At 59.5% G+C, this 15219-nt stretch carries 10 protein-coding genes and 3 tRNA genes; 7 read left to right on the top strand and 6 right to left on the bottom strand.

What is annotated here, in order from left to right:
- Positions 1–456: 456 nt before the first annotated feature.
- From ACYVM5_RS19650 to ACYVM5_RS19635, 4 genes are all read right to left on the bottom strand, one after another.
- Positions 457–1902, bottom strand: a complete 1446-nt coding sequence (locus ACYVM5_RS19650; protein WP_460619786.1) for a toxin-antitoxin system YwqK family antitoxin — start codon at positions 1900–1902, stop codon at positions 457–459.
- 123 nt (positions 1903–2025) lie between these two features.
- Positions 2026–3210 carry an acetyl-CoA C-acyltransferase gene (locus ACYVM5_RS19645; RefSeq protein ID WP_460619785.1) on the bottom strand — a complete coding sequence of 395 codons (1185 nt, stop codon included), beginning with the start codon at positions 3208–3210 and terminating at the stop codon, positions 2026–2028.
- A gap of 149 nt (positions 3211–3359) precedes the next feature.
- Positions 3360–4367: a hypothetical protein gene (locus ACYVM5_RS19640; RefSeq protein WP_460619784.1), complete on the bottom strand. Its 1008-nt coding sequence runs from the start codon at positions 4365–4367 to the stop codon at positions 3360–3362.
- Complete coding sequence (locus ACYVM5_RS19635; RefSeq protein WP_460619783.1) at positions 4364–5344, bottom strand: vWA domain-containing protein; 981 nt, start codon at positions 5342–5344, stop codon at positions 4364–4366. The genes ACYVM5_RS19640 and ACYVM5_RS19635 overlap by 4 nt, the downstream gene beginning before the upstream one ends.
- Positions 5345–5573: 229 nt before the next feature.
- Here ACYVM5_RS19635 and ACYVM5_RS19630 point away from each other — a divergent pair.
- The 7 genes from ACYVM5_RS19630 (at position 5574) to ppk1 (ending at position 12843) form a co-directional block, all read left to right on the top strand.
- Positions 5574–5664, top strand: a tRNA-Ser gene (locus ACYVM5_RS19630).
- Positions 5665–5739: 75 nt separating this feature from the next.
- Positions 5740–5813 (top strand) — tRNA-Pro (locus tag ACYVM5_RS19625).
- 19 nt (positions 5814–5832) lie between these two features.
- Positions 5833–5906, top strand: a tRNA-Arg gene (locus ACYVM5_RS19620).
- Between the two features lie 296 nt (positions 5907–6202).
- Positions 6203–7687: a T9SS type A sorting domain-containing protein gene (locus tag ACYVM5_RS19615; RefSeq protein ID WP_460619782.1), complete on the top strand. Its 1485-nt coding sequence runs from the start codon at positions 6203–6205 to the stop codon at positions 7685–7687.
- 237 nt (positions 7688–7924) lie between these two features.
- Complete coding sequence (gene gyrB, locus ACYVM5_RS19610; protein WP_460619781.1) at positions 7925–9919, top strand: DNA topoisomerase subunit B; 1995 nt, start codon at positions 7925–7927, stop codon at positions 9917–9919.
- A 134-nt stretch (positions 9920–10053) separates the two neighbouring features.
- Positions 10054–10434: a RidA family protein gene (locus ACYVM5_RS19605; protein ID WP_460619780.1), complete on the top strand. Its 381-nt coding sequence runs from the start codon at positions 10054–10056 to the stop codon at positions 10432–10434.
- A gap of 54 nt (positions 10435–10488) precedes the next feature.
- The gene (gene ppk1, locus ACYVM5_RS19600) at positions 10489–12843 is read left to right on the top strand and encodes a polyphosphate kinase (RefSeq protein WP_460619779.1); all 2355 of its coding nucleotides are present in this window, start codon (positions 10489–10491) and stop codon (positions 12841–12843) included.
- Positions 12844–12899: 56 nt separating this feature from the next.
- Here ppk1 and ACYVM5_RS19595 read toward each other — a convergent pair whose 3' ends face one another.
- A complete protein-coding gene (locus ACYVM5_RS19595; protein WP_460619778.1) occupies positions 12900–13889 on the bottom strand; it encodes a Ppx/GppA phosphatase family protein in 990 nt (329 codons plus the stop codon).
- 103 nt (positions 13890–13992) lie between these two features.
- The gene (locus ACYVM5_RS19590; protein ID WP_460619777.1) at positions 13993–15216 is read right to left on the bottom strand and encodes a BamA/TamA family outer membrane protein; all 1224 of its coding nucleotides are present in this window, start codon (positions 15214–15216) and stop codon (positions 13993–13995) included.
- Positions 15217–15219: the final 3 nt, after the last annotated feature.

The following is a 15219-nucleotide window of genomic DNA, read 5'->3' as shown; positions in this document are numbered from 1 at the left end:
CACGCCGGGTAGCGGGCCGTCTTTGGTACACGCTGACGGCAGCTACTAGGCGTTGTATGGAACAAATGTAAAGCAGGTACTTTGTAAAACAAGGTACTGGTAAAATAAATTTCTGTTAAGCAAAGCTTTTGAAATTGTTACCAGCTGAAATTCAGATTGTAAACGCCAGAAAAATAATTTTGGCGTACGAGCCTCGAAGGGGTTTGCGGAGGAATCGGGTTCGAAGCGTTAGATGCCGGGTTGCTTCGTGCGGTTGCCTGAGTTGCTTAAAGAATCGAGCCAACAGCATAAAAAAGCCCCGCCTAATAGGGCAGGGCTTTCATCACAGCTGTAAAAGAATGGTCATGCAGAGCGCAGCGAAGCATCTTTATCGCGTAACGCAATTCAATAATTATGCTTAGCGACTGCGGGCAAGATGCTTCGCTGCGCTCTGCATGACCGACGTGTGTCCAAGCGCTACTTGCGTTTCAGCGGCGGGCGTGGCTTGGCTTTGGGCTGTTTGATGGGGTCAGTCACCTGTTGGCCGTTGCGGTAGGTCACCGTGCGGTCTACGGTGGTGCCGTCCTCTTTGTAATAGGTCCACACGCCGCTCTGGCGGCTGTTGCGGTACTGGCCGCTCACAGCCACCGTGCCATTCTCGCGGTATTCTTTAAATGCCCCCTGAATCTGGCTGCGCACGTAGGTGGTTTCCTTGCGCAGCTTGCCCGAGGCAAAATATTCCTGCCCCACGCCGCCCAGAAAGCCGTTCAGATACGGCTGGCGGGTTTGCACCTGGCCATTTTCGAAGTAGGTAAGCCGGTCGCCCACCAGCCGGCCGCTGGGGCCGTAGGTTTCCTGCTTGCGCACGGCTTTGCCGTCGGGGTAATATTCGCGCCAGGTACCGGCGGGGCGGTTGTTTTTGTACTGCTCTTCGGCCTGCACCACCGCGGGCGCGGCGTCCTGGTAGCGCACAATCTTACGGTCTTTGCCGGAGTTGCTGTAGTCGGTTTCCTCGTGCAGGTGGCCGTTTTCGAAGTATTCCAGGCCGTGGCCCGTGGGGATGCCGTTGCGGTAAGTGAGCTTGCTCTTGATTTGGCCGCTTTCGTAGTAGCTGGTGGCCGGGCCGTCGAGGTTGCTGGTGCCGGTGGGCGGGGCCACGCGCTTGGTCAGGTCGTCGCCGAGCTGGTTTTTTATCGGGCGCTGCACCAGCGGGGCGGGGGCGTAGGTGCTCTCGGTCTGCAGCTTACCGCTCTGGTAGTAGCTGCGGTAGCGGCCTCGCCCGTTCTTGTCGGCCAGCACTTCCACCTCAATCTGCCCGTTTGGATAATACGTTTTGTACGGCCCCGACAACAACCCGCGCGTGAAGCTGCCTTCGCTCTGCACCGCGCCGTTGGGGTAATAGAATTTCACCGCGCCGTTGGGCTGGCCGTTTTCGTAGTTCACCTCGGCCTGGGTCTTGCCATCGGGGTACACGGCCTTCAGCGGGCCGTTGGGCTGGCCCTTCACCAGTGTGGTTTTCAGCCGGATGGAGCCGTCGGGGTGGTAATAGGTCAGGTCGCCGTTGGGCTCATCATCCACGAAAAAGCCGGCCTGTGCTACCTTGCCATCGTCGTAGTAGGTTTTGAACGGCCCTTGCCGGATGCCGTCCTGGTAAGTGGCCTCCAGCCGCCGCGTGCCGCTGGGATGAAATTCCACGTAAGCCGAATCGCGCTTGCCCTGCCGGAAACTGGTCTGTTGCTCAAGCTTGCCGTTGCGGTAAAAGCGCTTGTAGCTGCCGTGCGGCACGGTATCGGCCGCTACTAGGGCCGTATAAACCTCGCGCTTGGTGGTTTTCAGCGAGTCGTAATAGGTGATAAATCGTTTCAGCCGCTGCCCGTGGGAGGGGAGGGCCAGCAGCAACAACAAAGGCAACAAATATTTCATAGGCGAAAGAACGCAGGAATTGCTATTTCCGTGCAGAAGAGGCTTCTTGCTAAAATTCGGGCCAAAAAAAGCCCCGCCGGATTAAAACGGCGGGGCTTTCTGAATGCAAGGATAAAGAACGGGCTATAGCGCCTCCACCACAATGGCGCTGGCCCCGCCGCCGCCGTTGCAGATGCCCGTCACGCCGATTTTGCCGCCCTCGTTCTTAAGCACGTTCATCAGCGTGGTCACGATGCGCGCGCCCGAAGCGCCCAGCGGGTGACCCAGGCTCACGGCTCCGCCGTACTTGTTCACCTTGCCGCCGTCCAGGTTCAGCAGCTTGTTGTTGGCCAGCGAAACGACCGAAAAAGCCTCGTTGATTTCGTAAAAATCCACGTCAGCAGCCGTTTTTCCAGCGTTTTTCAGCGCTTTCGGAATGGCCAGCGCGGGCGAAGTCGTGAACCACTCCGGGGCCTGCTCGGCATCGGCGAAGCCCAGGATGCGGCCGATGGGCGTGAGGCCTAGGGCTTCGGCTTTCTCGCGGCTCATCAGCAGCACGGCGGCGGCGCCGTCGTTCAGGGTCGATGCATTAGCGGCCGTCACGGTGCCGCCATCTTTGATGAAGGCGGGCTTCAGGCCAGGCACTTTGGCAAAATCAACTTTGGTGTATTCTTCGTCGTCCTCAATCACCGTGGTTTTGCCGCGGCTCTCGATGCTCACGGGCACAATTTCATCCTTCTTCTTACCTGCCTTTGCGGCGGCAGCACTACGGGTGTAGCTCTCGATGGCAAAAGCGTCCTGCTGCTCGCGGGTGATGCCCATTTCCTTGGCCGTGTTTTCGGCCGCGTTGCCCATGGCGTAGTCGTGGTACGGGTCCCAGAGGCCGTCGCGCACAAGGCCGTCAATCATCTGGCCATGACCGTACTTAGCTCCAAAACGAGCCTTGTCGAGGTAATAAGGCACGTTGCTCATGCTCTCCATGCCACCGGCCAGAATCACATCGGCCTGGCCTAGCATAATGGTTTGCGCTGCCATCATAATGGCTTTTGAGCCCGAGGCACACACCTTGTTCACGGTCGTGCACTCCACAGAGTCGGGCAGGCCGGCTTTCTTGGCCGCCTGGCGGGCCGGAGCCTGGCCCAGGTTGGCCGAAATCACGTTGCCCATAATCACCTGCTCCACTTCGGAGCCCGCCACGCCGGCTTTCTCCAGCGCGCCTTTCAGGGCAATAGCGCCCAACTCAGTAGCCGACAGCGACGACAGTGCCCCGCCAAACGAACCAATCGGCGTGCGAACGGCCGAGATGATGACAACTTCTTTAATCTGCATAATTCAGGAAACTGAAAGGGTTGGGGTGGGAGGTTGAATCAGGCCGCAAAAGTACGGATTTACTACGCCCCAACCACCGGCCTGCCTAACAGTTGTTAGCACTGAAGAAATTGCGACAGAAAATGACTTGCTGAATCAGGCAAAAAATCTTACCAGGTTGGCTTGCCGGGGTCGGATTTCTGCGCCGCCGGGCGTGTGAGCTGCTGCAAATACTGTTGCTCCTGCGCCCGTAGGGTTTCCAGCAGCTGCCGAGCCTGGGCGGGGCTTAGGTTCATGGCCTGCAAGCGCTCGCGCTGGGTTTGCAGGCTGAGGTCGGCAGCCGTGGCAGCATCGGAGCCGGGCCGGTTGCTGCGCCCACCAGCTGCCGGGCCGGCCGTAGTGCTGGTGCGGTCCAGGCCGCGCTGACTACCGGGCGTGGCACCACTAGCCACGGGCTGCTCCGGACCATTGCCGGGAGCGCGGCCGCCGTTGGCGGCGTTGCCGGGGAGGGCGGTGGGGCGCTGGTCATCCGGCTGGCCCGCCGCGTCGGGCCGACTGGCCTGGGGCGCAGTCGGGGAGGGCGGGGCCGGCTTGTTATCGTCGACTTCGCCTTTGCGGTCCGTGCCTGCTTTCTCACCCGGCTTATTTTTCTCGGGTGCGTTCTTCTCGTTCGAATCTTTGGGTTTACCGGGAGCCGGCGCTTTCGGCGGGGCCGAAATCTGTGGGCTATTGGGCCGGCGGGCCAGGTAGTCGCTCACCGCTTCATAATCAAGCCGCGCCCCGGCATTGGTGGGGTCGAGCAGCAGCGCCTGCCGCAACAGGCTCAGTGCCTGCGCCAGTTCGCCCCGCTGTGCCGCCAGCACCGCTAGCTGCTGCCGGGCAATACTGCCCAGCCGGGCCGGCGTGCCCGTCAATAAGCGACCATAAGTAGCCTGCGCAGCTCCCGGCTGGTTGGCCAGCACTTGGGCATGGGCCAGGTTGAGCACCAGGCGCGGGTCCGGGCTCTTCTGGCGTTGGGCCGCCAGCGCCGCCGCAAATGCCTGTGCCGCGCGTGCCGCATTGCCCCGGGCATACGCTGCCGTAGCGTCGGCCACCGCTACGTTTCGGTCGCGCACCCCCGTCAGCAGGTGCCATGCCGGCCCCCCCAGCACCAGCAGAATTAATACGAGCTGCTTCATGGCCGTATAATGGTGATGGTAAGCGCCACATCCAGCGCCAGCAGCAGCAGCGCCGCCGCCAATGGGTAGCGGTAGCGGTTGTCGGCCACGGCCACGGTACGCACCTGTTCGGCGGTGCCCTGCATGGCCCGCAACGAGCGCAGCAGCGGCCCAAACCCATTCTGCTGGTTGGTTAGCTCTGCATACTGCCCGCCGGTTTGAGCGGCCAGCTGCAGCAGCGGGCCTTCACGCAGGCGGGTTTGCACGGCCCGGCCCCGGCCGTCCACCACGAAGCTGCCATTGGCTTTGGGGATTTTGGCCCCCGCCGCTGTGCCCACCCCTACTGTATATATACGGGCCCCGGTGCGGCCCAGGGCTCGTAGCGTGGGTTCCAGGTTCTCGCCAAAGTCCTCGCCGTCGCTCACCACCACCAGGGCCGTGGCGCGGGGCGGAGCAGGGCTACCGGCGTTGGGAGCCACCGTCAGGCGGCTCAACAACAATTCCAGCGGTGCCTGTAGTGTGGTGGGGCCAGCCGGCAGCAGACTGGTGCGCAGCGTAGCAATAAAGGTCTGCACCGCCGCCTGGTCGTAGGTGAGCGGACATTGTACCACCGCCTCCGCCCCAAACACCACCAGTCCCAGCCGGTCGGCCGGGAACTGGGCCACCAGGTCCTGCAATTCGGCCTGCGCGCGCAGCAGGCGGGTAGGGGCCACGTCGGTGGCATCCATCGAGCGCGACACATCCACCAGCAGCCACACGTCTTTGCCAGCCGTTCGCACGGGCTGCTGGCTCACCCCTAGCGACGGGCCCAGCACGGCTGCCAGGAGCAGGCTGCCCGCCACTATACGCAGCAAGGCCTTCCAGCCGCGGTGCCGCGGCCGGCTGCCCAGCAGGTGCGCCAGCCAGCCGCCGCGCCGCCAGTGCCACACCAGCAAGCCCAGCACCAGGCCCAATGCCAGCGCCGCCGCTATAAAATCAGGATAAGCCCAGGTCAGCACGTCTAGTCAAAATGAGCACCAATATTACTACGTGAGGCTGGGTCGCCCATTTTTTTGCATTCAGCAGCCGGTGCCATCCAGCGTCCTAATGGCCTGAGCTGATTGGCAGATAGCCCCGCGTGGCGCGCATCGGCTTTTAGCGGCGAAGAGATTTTTTTTCGCAAAAGCATGGCTCTTTCACTTCGGCCCGTATATTTGCACCCGCTTCAGACGGAAGCGAACAACAGCCGGAGAAGTGGGTGAGTGGCTGAAACCAGTAGTTTGCTAAACTGCCGTAGCTCTAAAGGTTACCGGGGGTTCGAATCCCCCCTTCTCCACCATAATGTTGGGTTGCGAAAGCAGCTCGTTGGGGCTCCAACCAACAAGTCGTTTTCTTAACTCAACATTATTTTTTTCGGGGTGTAGCGTAGCCCGGTATCGCGCCTGGTTTGGGACCAGGAGGTCGTAGGTTCGAATCCTGCCACCCCGACATTTTTTTGCCCCGTTTCGACCCCGTAGCTCAGCTGGATAGAGCAACTACCTTCTAAGTAGTCGGTCTTTGGTTCGAATCCAAACGGGGCCACTGTACAAGGCCCTCCCCGAAACGGGGAGGGCCTTTTGCATTTTGGGCCAAGCTGGTGGCAAAACAAAGGCTGGCAAGAACAGCGAAGCCTCGGATATGAGCTTGGAGCAACATTGCCAATGCCATTTTCTGCGAAACAAGTCGGTTATTTTGCGGTGAAATCGACATCCCTGCTTATCTTGGACCCCGAAAACAAACTCTTTCGTTTAGTGCATAGCTAAACGATGGCAGTTGCCTGTTCTTTTTAGCCACCCGTTTTTAAACCCAACATCCTCCTCAAATTTCACCCAGTTGCCATGAAAAAATCCTTACTCTTTTTGGGTCTGCTCGGGTTTGCCGGTCACGCCAATGCGCAAACTAACCCCTGGACGATAGTTAACGTCCCCACCAGCAATATCCTGGGCCAGTCCAACGTCGTTAACCTCAGCACGCTTTCGCCAACGATGGTGTGGGGGGTAACTTCCGATAAGGTAGCATCAACCGCTCCTGCTTCTATTCCAAGAAACTTTATCCGCAGCAACAACGCCGCTGGTGACCAGTTCGATTGGGGCGAAATTTCCGTAACCTCCGGCCCCACCAAAAGCTCTACGGTCGGCAATATTTCTGGTATAAACGCCACTACTGCGGTAGCGTGCTCCTTCCCGGGCAGCACTTTCGATGGTGCCGCTACCTATGGTGGCGAGATTGTGAAAACCACCAACGGTGGCCAGTCCTGGACTAAAGTAACGACGGCTGCACAGTTCGCCGGCGGGTTCTGCAACTGGGTGCACATGTTCGATGCAACTACGGGCGTAGCCCTGGGCGACCCTACCAATGGTGCTTTTGAAATTTTGCGTACCACCGACGGCGGCACTACCTGGAACCGTTTGACCAGCAACGTGCCTGCTCCCCTCGCAAACGAGTACGGCAATGCCGGTGCTTACTTCGCGCTGGGCAACACCATTTGGGTTGGCATGGCTTCTTCGAGCCAGACTTCGCAGGTTCGGGTGTTCAAATCGACCGATAAAGGCTTGACCTGGACGGCTTCGGCTCCCACCCCGATTACTTATCTGATTGACAAGGTTGCCTTCAAGGATGCCAACAACGGCATTGCTTTCGGCTATAATACCACCGCTGGTGCTATTTCGTCGGTAACCTACGCCCGCACCAACGACGGCGGTGCCACTTGGACACAGATTACCCCTAACAATACTACTTCCGGTAACTTCTATCGCAACGACCTCGACGCCGTGAACGGGGTGTACTATAGCACCGGCCCGCGTTTCCCCGTGCCCGCCACCAATCAGGCTCCGGAAGACTTTGGCTCGTCCTACAGCACCGATGGTGTGAACTGGACGACCATTACGCTCTCGGGTACTACCCTGAATGCCCCCGGCTATTTCTTTAGCATGGACTTGATTCCCGGCACCACGCCTGGCACCACGGTTGGCTACAGCGGCTTATACACAGATGTTAACGGCGTGGGTGGCATCTACAAGTACGCCGGTACCATCACGGCTACCGCAACCCGCAATGCTGCCCTGCAAAGCGCTCTGAACGTGTACCCCAACCCCAGCGCTTCGGGCGTGTTCAACGTGGACCTAGGTTCGGAGCTGAAAACGGGCGCCGTGCTTACCGTTTCGGATGCCCTGGGCCGTCAGGTGAAGTCGCAGACCCTGAACGCAGCTGCCATCGGCTCGCGCAAAATCAACCTCGACCTGAGTGGTGAGAAAACCGGCGTGTATACCCTGCAAATCCGCACGGATGCCGGCCTGGCTACCCAGAAGATTGTGATTGACTAAGTAGCTCGCCTGCTTTTGTAAAAGGGCCTTTCTCTACGGAGGAAGGCCCTTTTTTATGCCGGTTTGCAGACGCTTGGAGCCCCCGCCACGTCTCCTTTTTCGGTGGCCGGAGAAATGAAAAAATCCGAGGATAAATACCGCAAAAAATACTCAAAATGGGATTAAATATGTACTTTTGAGTGTTCAGTACCTAGCCGCCCGTGGGGCGGTTTTATGACCTGATTTAATCCCGCCCTCATGAGCGAAACAACAGCAAAGATTCCCCAGTCGGACTATTCGGCCGACAGCATTCAAGTACTCGAAGGATTGGAGGCCGTGCGCAAGCGGCCCAGCATGTACATCGGCGATACCGGCCTGAAAGGCCTGCACCACCTGGTGTGGGAGGTGGTCGATAACTCGATTGACGAAGCCCTCGCCGGGCATTGCGACCTGATTAACGTGACCATCAACGAGGACAACTCGGTGACCGTGCGCGACAACGGCCGTGGCATTCCTGTTGACTGGCACGCCAAGGAAGGCAAGTCGGCCCTGGAAGTGGTGCTGACTGTGTTGCACGCTGGCGGCAAGTTTGATAAAGGCTCCTACAAAGTATCAGGTGGCCTGCACGGCGTGGGCGTGAGCTGCGTGAACGCGCTGAGCACCGACCTGAAAGTGACCGTGCGCCGCAATGGCCACAAGTACGAGCAGGAGTATAAAATTGGCTTCCCGCAGTATCCAGTGAAGGAAGTGGGCGACACCGAGGAGCACGGCACCGAAGTACAGTTTCTGCCGGACGCTACCATCTTCTCCGAAACCGAGTACCGTTACGACACCGTGGCCTCGCGCCTGCGTGACCTTTCGTACCTCAACAAAGGCATCCGCATTACCCTCACCGACCGCCGCGAGAAGCTGGAAGGTGGTGAGTTCCGGGGCGAAGAGTTCTACTCGACCGGCGGCCTGCGCGACTTCGTACAATACCTCGACGGTGAGCAGCGCCCCTCGCTGCTCTCGGAGCCCATTTACGTGGAAAGCGAGAAGGGCGGCACGCCGGTGGAAGTGGCGTTGCAGTACAATACCTCGTACCAGGAAAACGTCTATTCCTACGTCAACAACATCAATACCATCGAAGGCGGCACGCACGTGGGTGGGTTCCGCTCGGCCGTGACGCGGGTGCTGAAAAACTACGGCGACAAGAACAAGCTGTTCGAAAAGGCCAAGGTAGAAATCACCGGCGATGACTTCCGGGAAGGCCTCACGGCCGTTATCTCGGTGAAAGTGGCCGAGCCGCAGTTCGAGGGCCAGACCAAAACCAAACTGGGCAACTCGGAAGTGAGCGGTGCGGTGAACTCGGTGGTGGGCGAAATCCTGACGCAGTACCTGGACGAGAACCCCAACCAGGCCAACAAGATTATGGAGAAGGTGATTCTGGCCGCCAAGGCCCGCATCGCTGCCCGTAAGGCCAAGGACATGGTGCAGCGCAAGGGCGTGCTGTCATCGAACAGCCTGCCGGGCAAACTGGCCGACTGCTCGGAATCGGACCCCGAAATCTGCGAACTGTACCTGGTCGAAGGAGACTCGGCTGGTGGCACGGCCAAACAGGGCCGTAACCGGGCGTTCCAAGCCATTTTGCCGTTGCGCGGTAAAATCCTGAACGTGGAGAAGGCCCAGGAGCACCGCATTCTGGAAAACGAGGAAATCAAGAACATGATTACCGCGTTGGGCGTGAGCTTCAACGAGCGCAAGTCGCTGGCCTTTACCACCGATGAAGAGGGCGCCGAAACCGGCCCGCTGAATTTCGACAAGCTGCGCTATCACAAGGTCATTATCATGACCGACGCTGATATCGACGGCTCGCACATTCGGACCTTGATTCTGACCTTCTTCTTCCGCTACATGCGCGAGCTGGTGGACCGGGGCATCATTTACATCGCCCTGCCGCCGCTCTACCTCGTGAAGCGTGGCAAAGAGGAGCGCTACTGCTGGACCGAGGAAGAGCGCGCCCAGGCCCAGGAAGACCTCGGCCGTGGCAAGCCCGAAACGGTGAACGTGCAGCGTTACAAAGGCTTGGGCGAGATGAACGCCGAGCAGCTCTGGACCACCACCATGCAGCCCATGACCCGCACCCTAAAGCAGGTAACGGTAGAATCGGCCGCTGAGGCTGACCACCTGTTCTCGATGCTGATGGGCGACGAAGTGGCCCCGCGCCGCGACTTCATCGAGCGCAACGCCAAATACGCGAAGCTCGACGTGTAATCTGGACCGCAGATTCTGTGAATTAAACAGATTTAACTGATTGAAGAAGGGCAGCCGTTTGCGGTTGCCCTTCTTTTTTGGCTTGCTTTGTATGGCTGGGCTTCGGGTGAAGCCTGAGGGAACTTAAGGAACTGATGCGACAACTAATTTCTTCCGGCGCACCTTGGGAGGCAGTGGTGGGCTATTCGCGGGCCGTGCGCGTGGGCAACGTGGTGGAAGTGGCCGGCACCACGGCCCAGGACGGCGACGCCGTGACCGGCAGCGATGCCTACAGTCAGACCAAGCGCGTGCTGGAGAAAATAGGGGCGGCACTTAATGCTGCCGGCGCATCGTTTGATGATGTGGTGCGCACGCGCATGTTCGTAACCGACATCTCGCAGTGGGAGGAGGTGGGGCGGGCGCACGGCGAAGTTTTCGCGACAATCCGGCCGGCAGCGTCCATGTTAGAAGTTAAGGCGCTGATTGACCCGCGATTGTTGGTCGAAATTGAAGCTACGGCTATTATTTCCGCGTAGAGTGTTATTCCCGGGGCATCTTTCACGTATTTTGTCCTGTCATCCTTATCCATTATGAAGCTCTTCAAGTCCGCCGACCTTATCCGCAAAAGCAAGTACATCAGCCGCGATTTGAGTTGGCTGCGGTTCAACTACCGGGTGCTCGACCAGGTGCAGGACGCCAGCCGGGGCCTGTTTGATAAGCTCAAGTTCCTGGCCATCACCAGCTCGAACCTAGACGAGTTTTTCATGATTCGGGTAGGCTCGCTGTATAACTACCTCGATTACGGCAAGGAGCGGATTGACTACTCGGGCCTGCGCGAGCTGCCGTTTCGGCGCAAGCTGCTCGATTTTGCGCACCGGTTTGTGAATGACCAGAGCCTGACCTATTTGAATGAGCTGAAGCCGAACTTTGAAAAGAACGGCTTCAACATTCTCAAGATGAGCGACCTGACGGAACTCGAAGTGAAGAAGGCCGACGGCTACTTCAAGAACACCGTGTTTCCGCTGCTCACGCCGATGGTGTACGACTCGTACCACGGTTTCCCGCTGATGATGAACCAGATGCTCATCTTTGGGGTAGTTACACGCATTGGCAACGGCATTGCGGTGGGGCTGGATGGCGAGGCTGAAAAAGGACAGGAGCGTCTCACCTTCGTGCAGATTCCGCAGAACCTGACGCGGTTTTTTGAGCTCACGCGCAAGGACAAAGTCATTTTTGTGCCCATTGAGGAAGTGGTGCGCGAGTTTCTGCCGCGCCTGTTTCGCAACGTGGAAATTGTATCGGCCGACCTTTTCCGCATCACCCGCAACGGGGATTTCACCCTAGAAGAATCCGATGATATCGACAACGACTTCATCAAGGAAATTCAGGTGGGCCTGAAAACCCGCAAGCGCGGCCGCGTGGTGCGCGTGGAGGTGGAGCCCAACGCCTCGTTGGTGCTGATGAACGTGTTGCGCGAGCGGTGGAATATTGATAATGGTAACGTATTTGTTATCAATTCGCTGATTGATTTGAAAGGCCTGTGGCAGATTGTGCGCCACCCCAATTTCCGGGGACGTGCCGCCAAGACGCCGGCTTCGGTGCAGCCCCTGAGCCTGCCCGATGGCGCCGACGAAAACCTGTTTGAATACCTCAAGCACCACGATGTGCTGCTGCACCACCCCTACAACAGCATCGAGCCAATGGTGCGGCTGCTGGAGCAGGCGGCTGTGGACCCGCACGTGCTGGGCATCAAGCAAACCATTTACCGGCTGGCCGATGATTCCCGCGTGTCGGCGGCGCTGCTGAAAGCGGCCGAGAACGGCAAGCACGTGTCGGTGCTGTTTGAGGTGAAGGCCCGGTTTGATGAGGAGAAGAATATTCGGGAAGGCGCACGGCTGGAAAAGGCCGGGTGCTTCGTGATTTATGGGGTGAGCAAGTACAAGACGCACACCAAGTTGCTCATGATTATCCGCAAGGAGGGCGAGAAGGTGACGCGCTACGTGCACATCGGCTCGGGCAACTACAATGAGCAGACCTCGCGCCTTTATACCGATGTTAGCTTGCTGACTACCAATGATGTGTACGGGCACGACGTGTCGGAGTTCTTCAACGTAATCACCGGCCACTCGCAGCCGGATGACTACGAATACCTCATCACGGCGCCGAAGGACATGCGGCAGCAGCTCATCCATCTCATTCGGGAGGAAGTGAAGCACGCCAAAAAAGGTCTGCCCAGCGGCATTGTGATGAAAATGAACTCCTTGGAGGATAAGGAGATTATCGACGAGTTTTACCGCGCGGCTAAAGCAGGCGTGCCCATCCGGTTTATCGTGCGCGGCATTTGCTGCCTGCGGCCGGGGCGGCCGGGGTTGAGCGAGAACATTGAGGTGCGCAGCATTGTGGGCGAGTACCTGGAGCACACGCGGCTGTTTTACTTCCACAACGGCGGCGATGCCAAGGTGTATGCCGGCTCGGCCGACATCATGGTGCGCTCGTTCGACCGGCGCATTGAGGCTTTGTTCCTGATTGTGAACCCGCAGCTTAAACGGGAGGCCATTAATATTCTGATGATGAATATGATGGATAATCAGAATAGCTACGTAATGCGGGAGGACGGGGCCTATATCCGGCAGCATCCGGCTCCCGGCGAGCCCGTGGTGAACGTACACAAAGACTTTTTCAAGCGCGATGAGGCTCAGCTGGCCACCGCCACGCCCGAGGGCCTGCTGGCGCTACTGGGCGTACAGGACCAGCGCCGCCTCGACGTGGCGGCGGCACTGGAGGCCTCGGAAGCGGCCGCCGCGCTCAGCGTGATGGATTCCATCGAAGCCAATGCACGGGATGATTCATTTGGTGAAGGCGGCGAGCAAGATGATGCGTGCGAGGATGACGCAACGCCCGTGGGGCATATTGACGAAGCGGCTGTGGGAGCGGCGAAAGTGTAACCGGACCGCTCGCAATGACAGGTGGGCGCTTCACTCGCACCATAACAGCCCACCCGTTATTCCATTTCGGCGGGCTGATTCTGCACGTCGGGGACGGGGAGGATGGCGGGGTGACCGCCTTCGGGGCTTAGCTCGTCGAAAAACTCCTCGAATAGGGCTTGGAGCATGCCATCTTTCAGGCCAATGTCGGGCACAACCATGGTGTTGACGTTGGCCCACTGCATGGCCGAGAGGTAGATGTGGCCGGCGGGAATGATGACGTCGGCGCGGTCGGGGTTGAGCATGGCCACGTTCACGCGCTCGGTCATGCTCAGGCCGGAAAGGCGCTTGAGCGTGGTTTCGATGGCGCGGCGGGTGATATGCTTATCGGGGTCGGAGGACGTGAGGCTGTAGATTTTGTTGATGTTGCCGCCCGTGCCGATGGCGCGGGTGACGTGGTACTTGCGGGCGTTGGCGCGCACCCAGGCTTCCATGCGGGTCCAGAGCTCGGCTTGGGCTTCGGTGCCGACTTCGCCGCTCTCTTCCTGCTGCATGCGGCGGATGGAGCCGATTTCGAACGACTGCGCGGCAACCTTGCGGCGGTCGTGGTAAATGTTGAACTCGGTGCTGCCGCCGCCCACGTCGATGTGCAGGTAGTGGCGCTTGTCTTCCAGCACGTGCTCGATAACGCGGTTGATGTAAAACGCTTCGTCCTGGCCGTCGATTACCTTGATTTCCATGCCCAGTTCCTGCCGCACGCGGGCGGCAATGGCCGCGCCGTTGGCGGCCGAGCGCATGGCTGAGGTGGCGCACACGAGGTAATGAGCCACGTCGTGCACTTCCATCAGCAGGCGCAGGGAGTGCAGGAACTTGACGAATTTCTCCTCCTTGGCGGGCGAAATCTCGCCGCTGGCAAACACGTCCTCGCCCAGGCGCATGGGAAAGCGCACGTACTCGACGCGCTTGAGGCGGTAGCGCCCTTCGTAATACAGCACGGCCGATATCTGACAACGAACGGCGTTGGACCCAATATCAATGGCGGCGAGCTTGCGAAGGGGGAAATTCATGCAGGAGCGAGGGATAAGTAAAGTCCAAAGGTAAGCCGCCAGACGGGGCTTTGGGCATTGGTTTTGGCTGCTGGGCGGGTAGCTTTGCTAAATCCCTGCTTACTCAAAAAACCTCGCCCAGGTTCAGCGACAAGCCATTGGAACCGTCGGCCCCAAAACCATAGTCGATGGCCAAGTTGGTGTTGGAAACCTTGTTGAGGCGCAGGCGCAGGCCGGCTCCGGCGGCGGGCACCACTTTCTCGAAGCGCCGACTTTCCTGCTCGGTCACGCTCTGGGCATTGGCGAAGACCACGCCGCCCAGCAGGTGGTTGCGGGTGATGCCGTAGCGGTATTCGACCTCCCCGTAGAGCAGGTCATCGCCCCGGAAACGACCCTGGATGAAGCCCCGGCCGGTGTTGCTGTACGTGTCCCAGCCGGTGCTGGGCAGGTCGAGGAAGGGCGGATTGCCGGCGATGGTGATGGCGTTGTAGGACCAGAACGCCAGGATATTGGTTGAGCGCGGCGAGGGGTGCAGGTAGGTACGGGCGTCGATAAGCAGCATGTCGGAGGCAGTGGTGCTGCCGAAAGCCTTCAGGTTGGTGCGTAGCTGGGTGCTGAGGTAGTCGCCGCCCTGTGGGTTGATGGCGTTGGCGCGGCTGTCGTGCAGCAGCGACAAAATCGGCCCCGACGATATCGACGTGCCTTCAACCCCGAAACGGTAGCGCGAAATCCGGCTCACCTCGCGGAAGCTGTTGCGGCTCACAATGCCCCAATGGTAATCGAGCTGGTAGCCCAGGCCCGCGTACCAGGCCGGGGCCACGCGCCGCAAGGCACTCTCGTAGACGCGCAGGTAGTTGTAGTTCATGCTCACTACGCGGTCGGTGGTGCTGGTGTACATGCCCAGGCCGTAGGTGCTTTGGGGGTAGCGCATCAGGCGCCAGTCGCCCACGAAGTACCAGCGGTTGTCGGGCAGCCAGATGGAGGACGTGGCCGTGATGATGAGCTGGTCGTTGGCGGTGTAGGCGGCCCCGGCCAGCACGGTTGAGACGTTGGCCGCCGGGCGGGCGAAGGCCAGGCTGAAGGCCAGCTGCGCGATGCCGCCGGTTTGCTGGGTGTAGCCAAGCACGGGCACCACCAGCAGCGCTTTCTGGCCGCGTTGCATGGAGAGCGAATCGTGCGCAGGCAGGCGGGGAAAAGCCAACCGGGCCACGTCTACCATATCAGCGGAGGCCGGCAGGGGCGGGGTATCCTGCGCTTGCGCGGTTAGCGCACTGCTCAGGGCGAGGGCCAGCCCGATTGCCGGAAGCTGCTGGCGCCGCAGAAAAAAGGCCCGTAGCCAAGATAACATAGT

Source organism: Hymenobacter ruber (assembly GCF_054783255.1).
This window is presented reverse-complemented; position numbering and strand designations above follow the sequence as displayed.

Coding starts and splice junctions, on each gene's coding strand:
- ACYVM5_RS19650 (WP_460619786.1), bottom strand. CDS start 1,902: ATGAAATATTTGTTGCCTTTGTTGTTGCTGCTGGCCCTCCCCTCCCAC.
- ACYVM5_RS19645 (WP_460619785.1), bottom strand. CDS start 3,210: ATGCAGATTAAAGAAGTTGTCATCATCTCGGCCGTTCGCACGCCGATT.
- ACYVM5_RS19640 (WP_460619784.1), bottom strand. CDS start 4,367: ATGAAGCAGCTCGTATTAATTCTGCTGGTGCTGGGGGGGCCGGCATGG.
- ACYVM5_RS19615 (WP_460619782.1), top strand. CDS start 6,203: ATGAAAAAATCCTTACTCTTTTTGGGTCTGCTCGGGTTTGCCGGTCAC.
- gyrB (WP_460619781.1), top strand. CDS start 7,925: ATGAGCGAAACAACAGCAAAGATTCCCCAGTCGGACTATTCGGCCGAC.
- ACYVM5_RS19605 (WP_460619780.1), top strand. CDS start 10,054: ATGCGACAACTAATTTCTTCCGGCGCACCTTGGGAGGCAGTGGTGGGC.
- ppk1 (WP_460619779.1), top strand. CDS start 10,489: ATGAAGCTCTTCAAGTCCGCCGACCTTATCCGCAAAAGCAAGTACATC.
- ACYVM5_RS19595 (WP_460619778.1), bottom strand. CDS start 13,889: ATGAATTTCCCCCTTCGCAAGCTCGCCGCCATTGATATTGGGTCCAAC.
- ACYVM5_RS19590 (WP_460619777.1), bottom strand. CDS start 15,216: ATGTTATCTTGGCTACGGGCCTTTTTTCTGCGGCGCCAGCAGCTTCCG.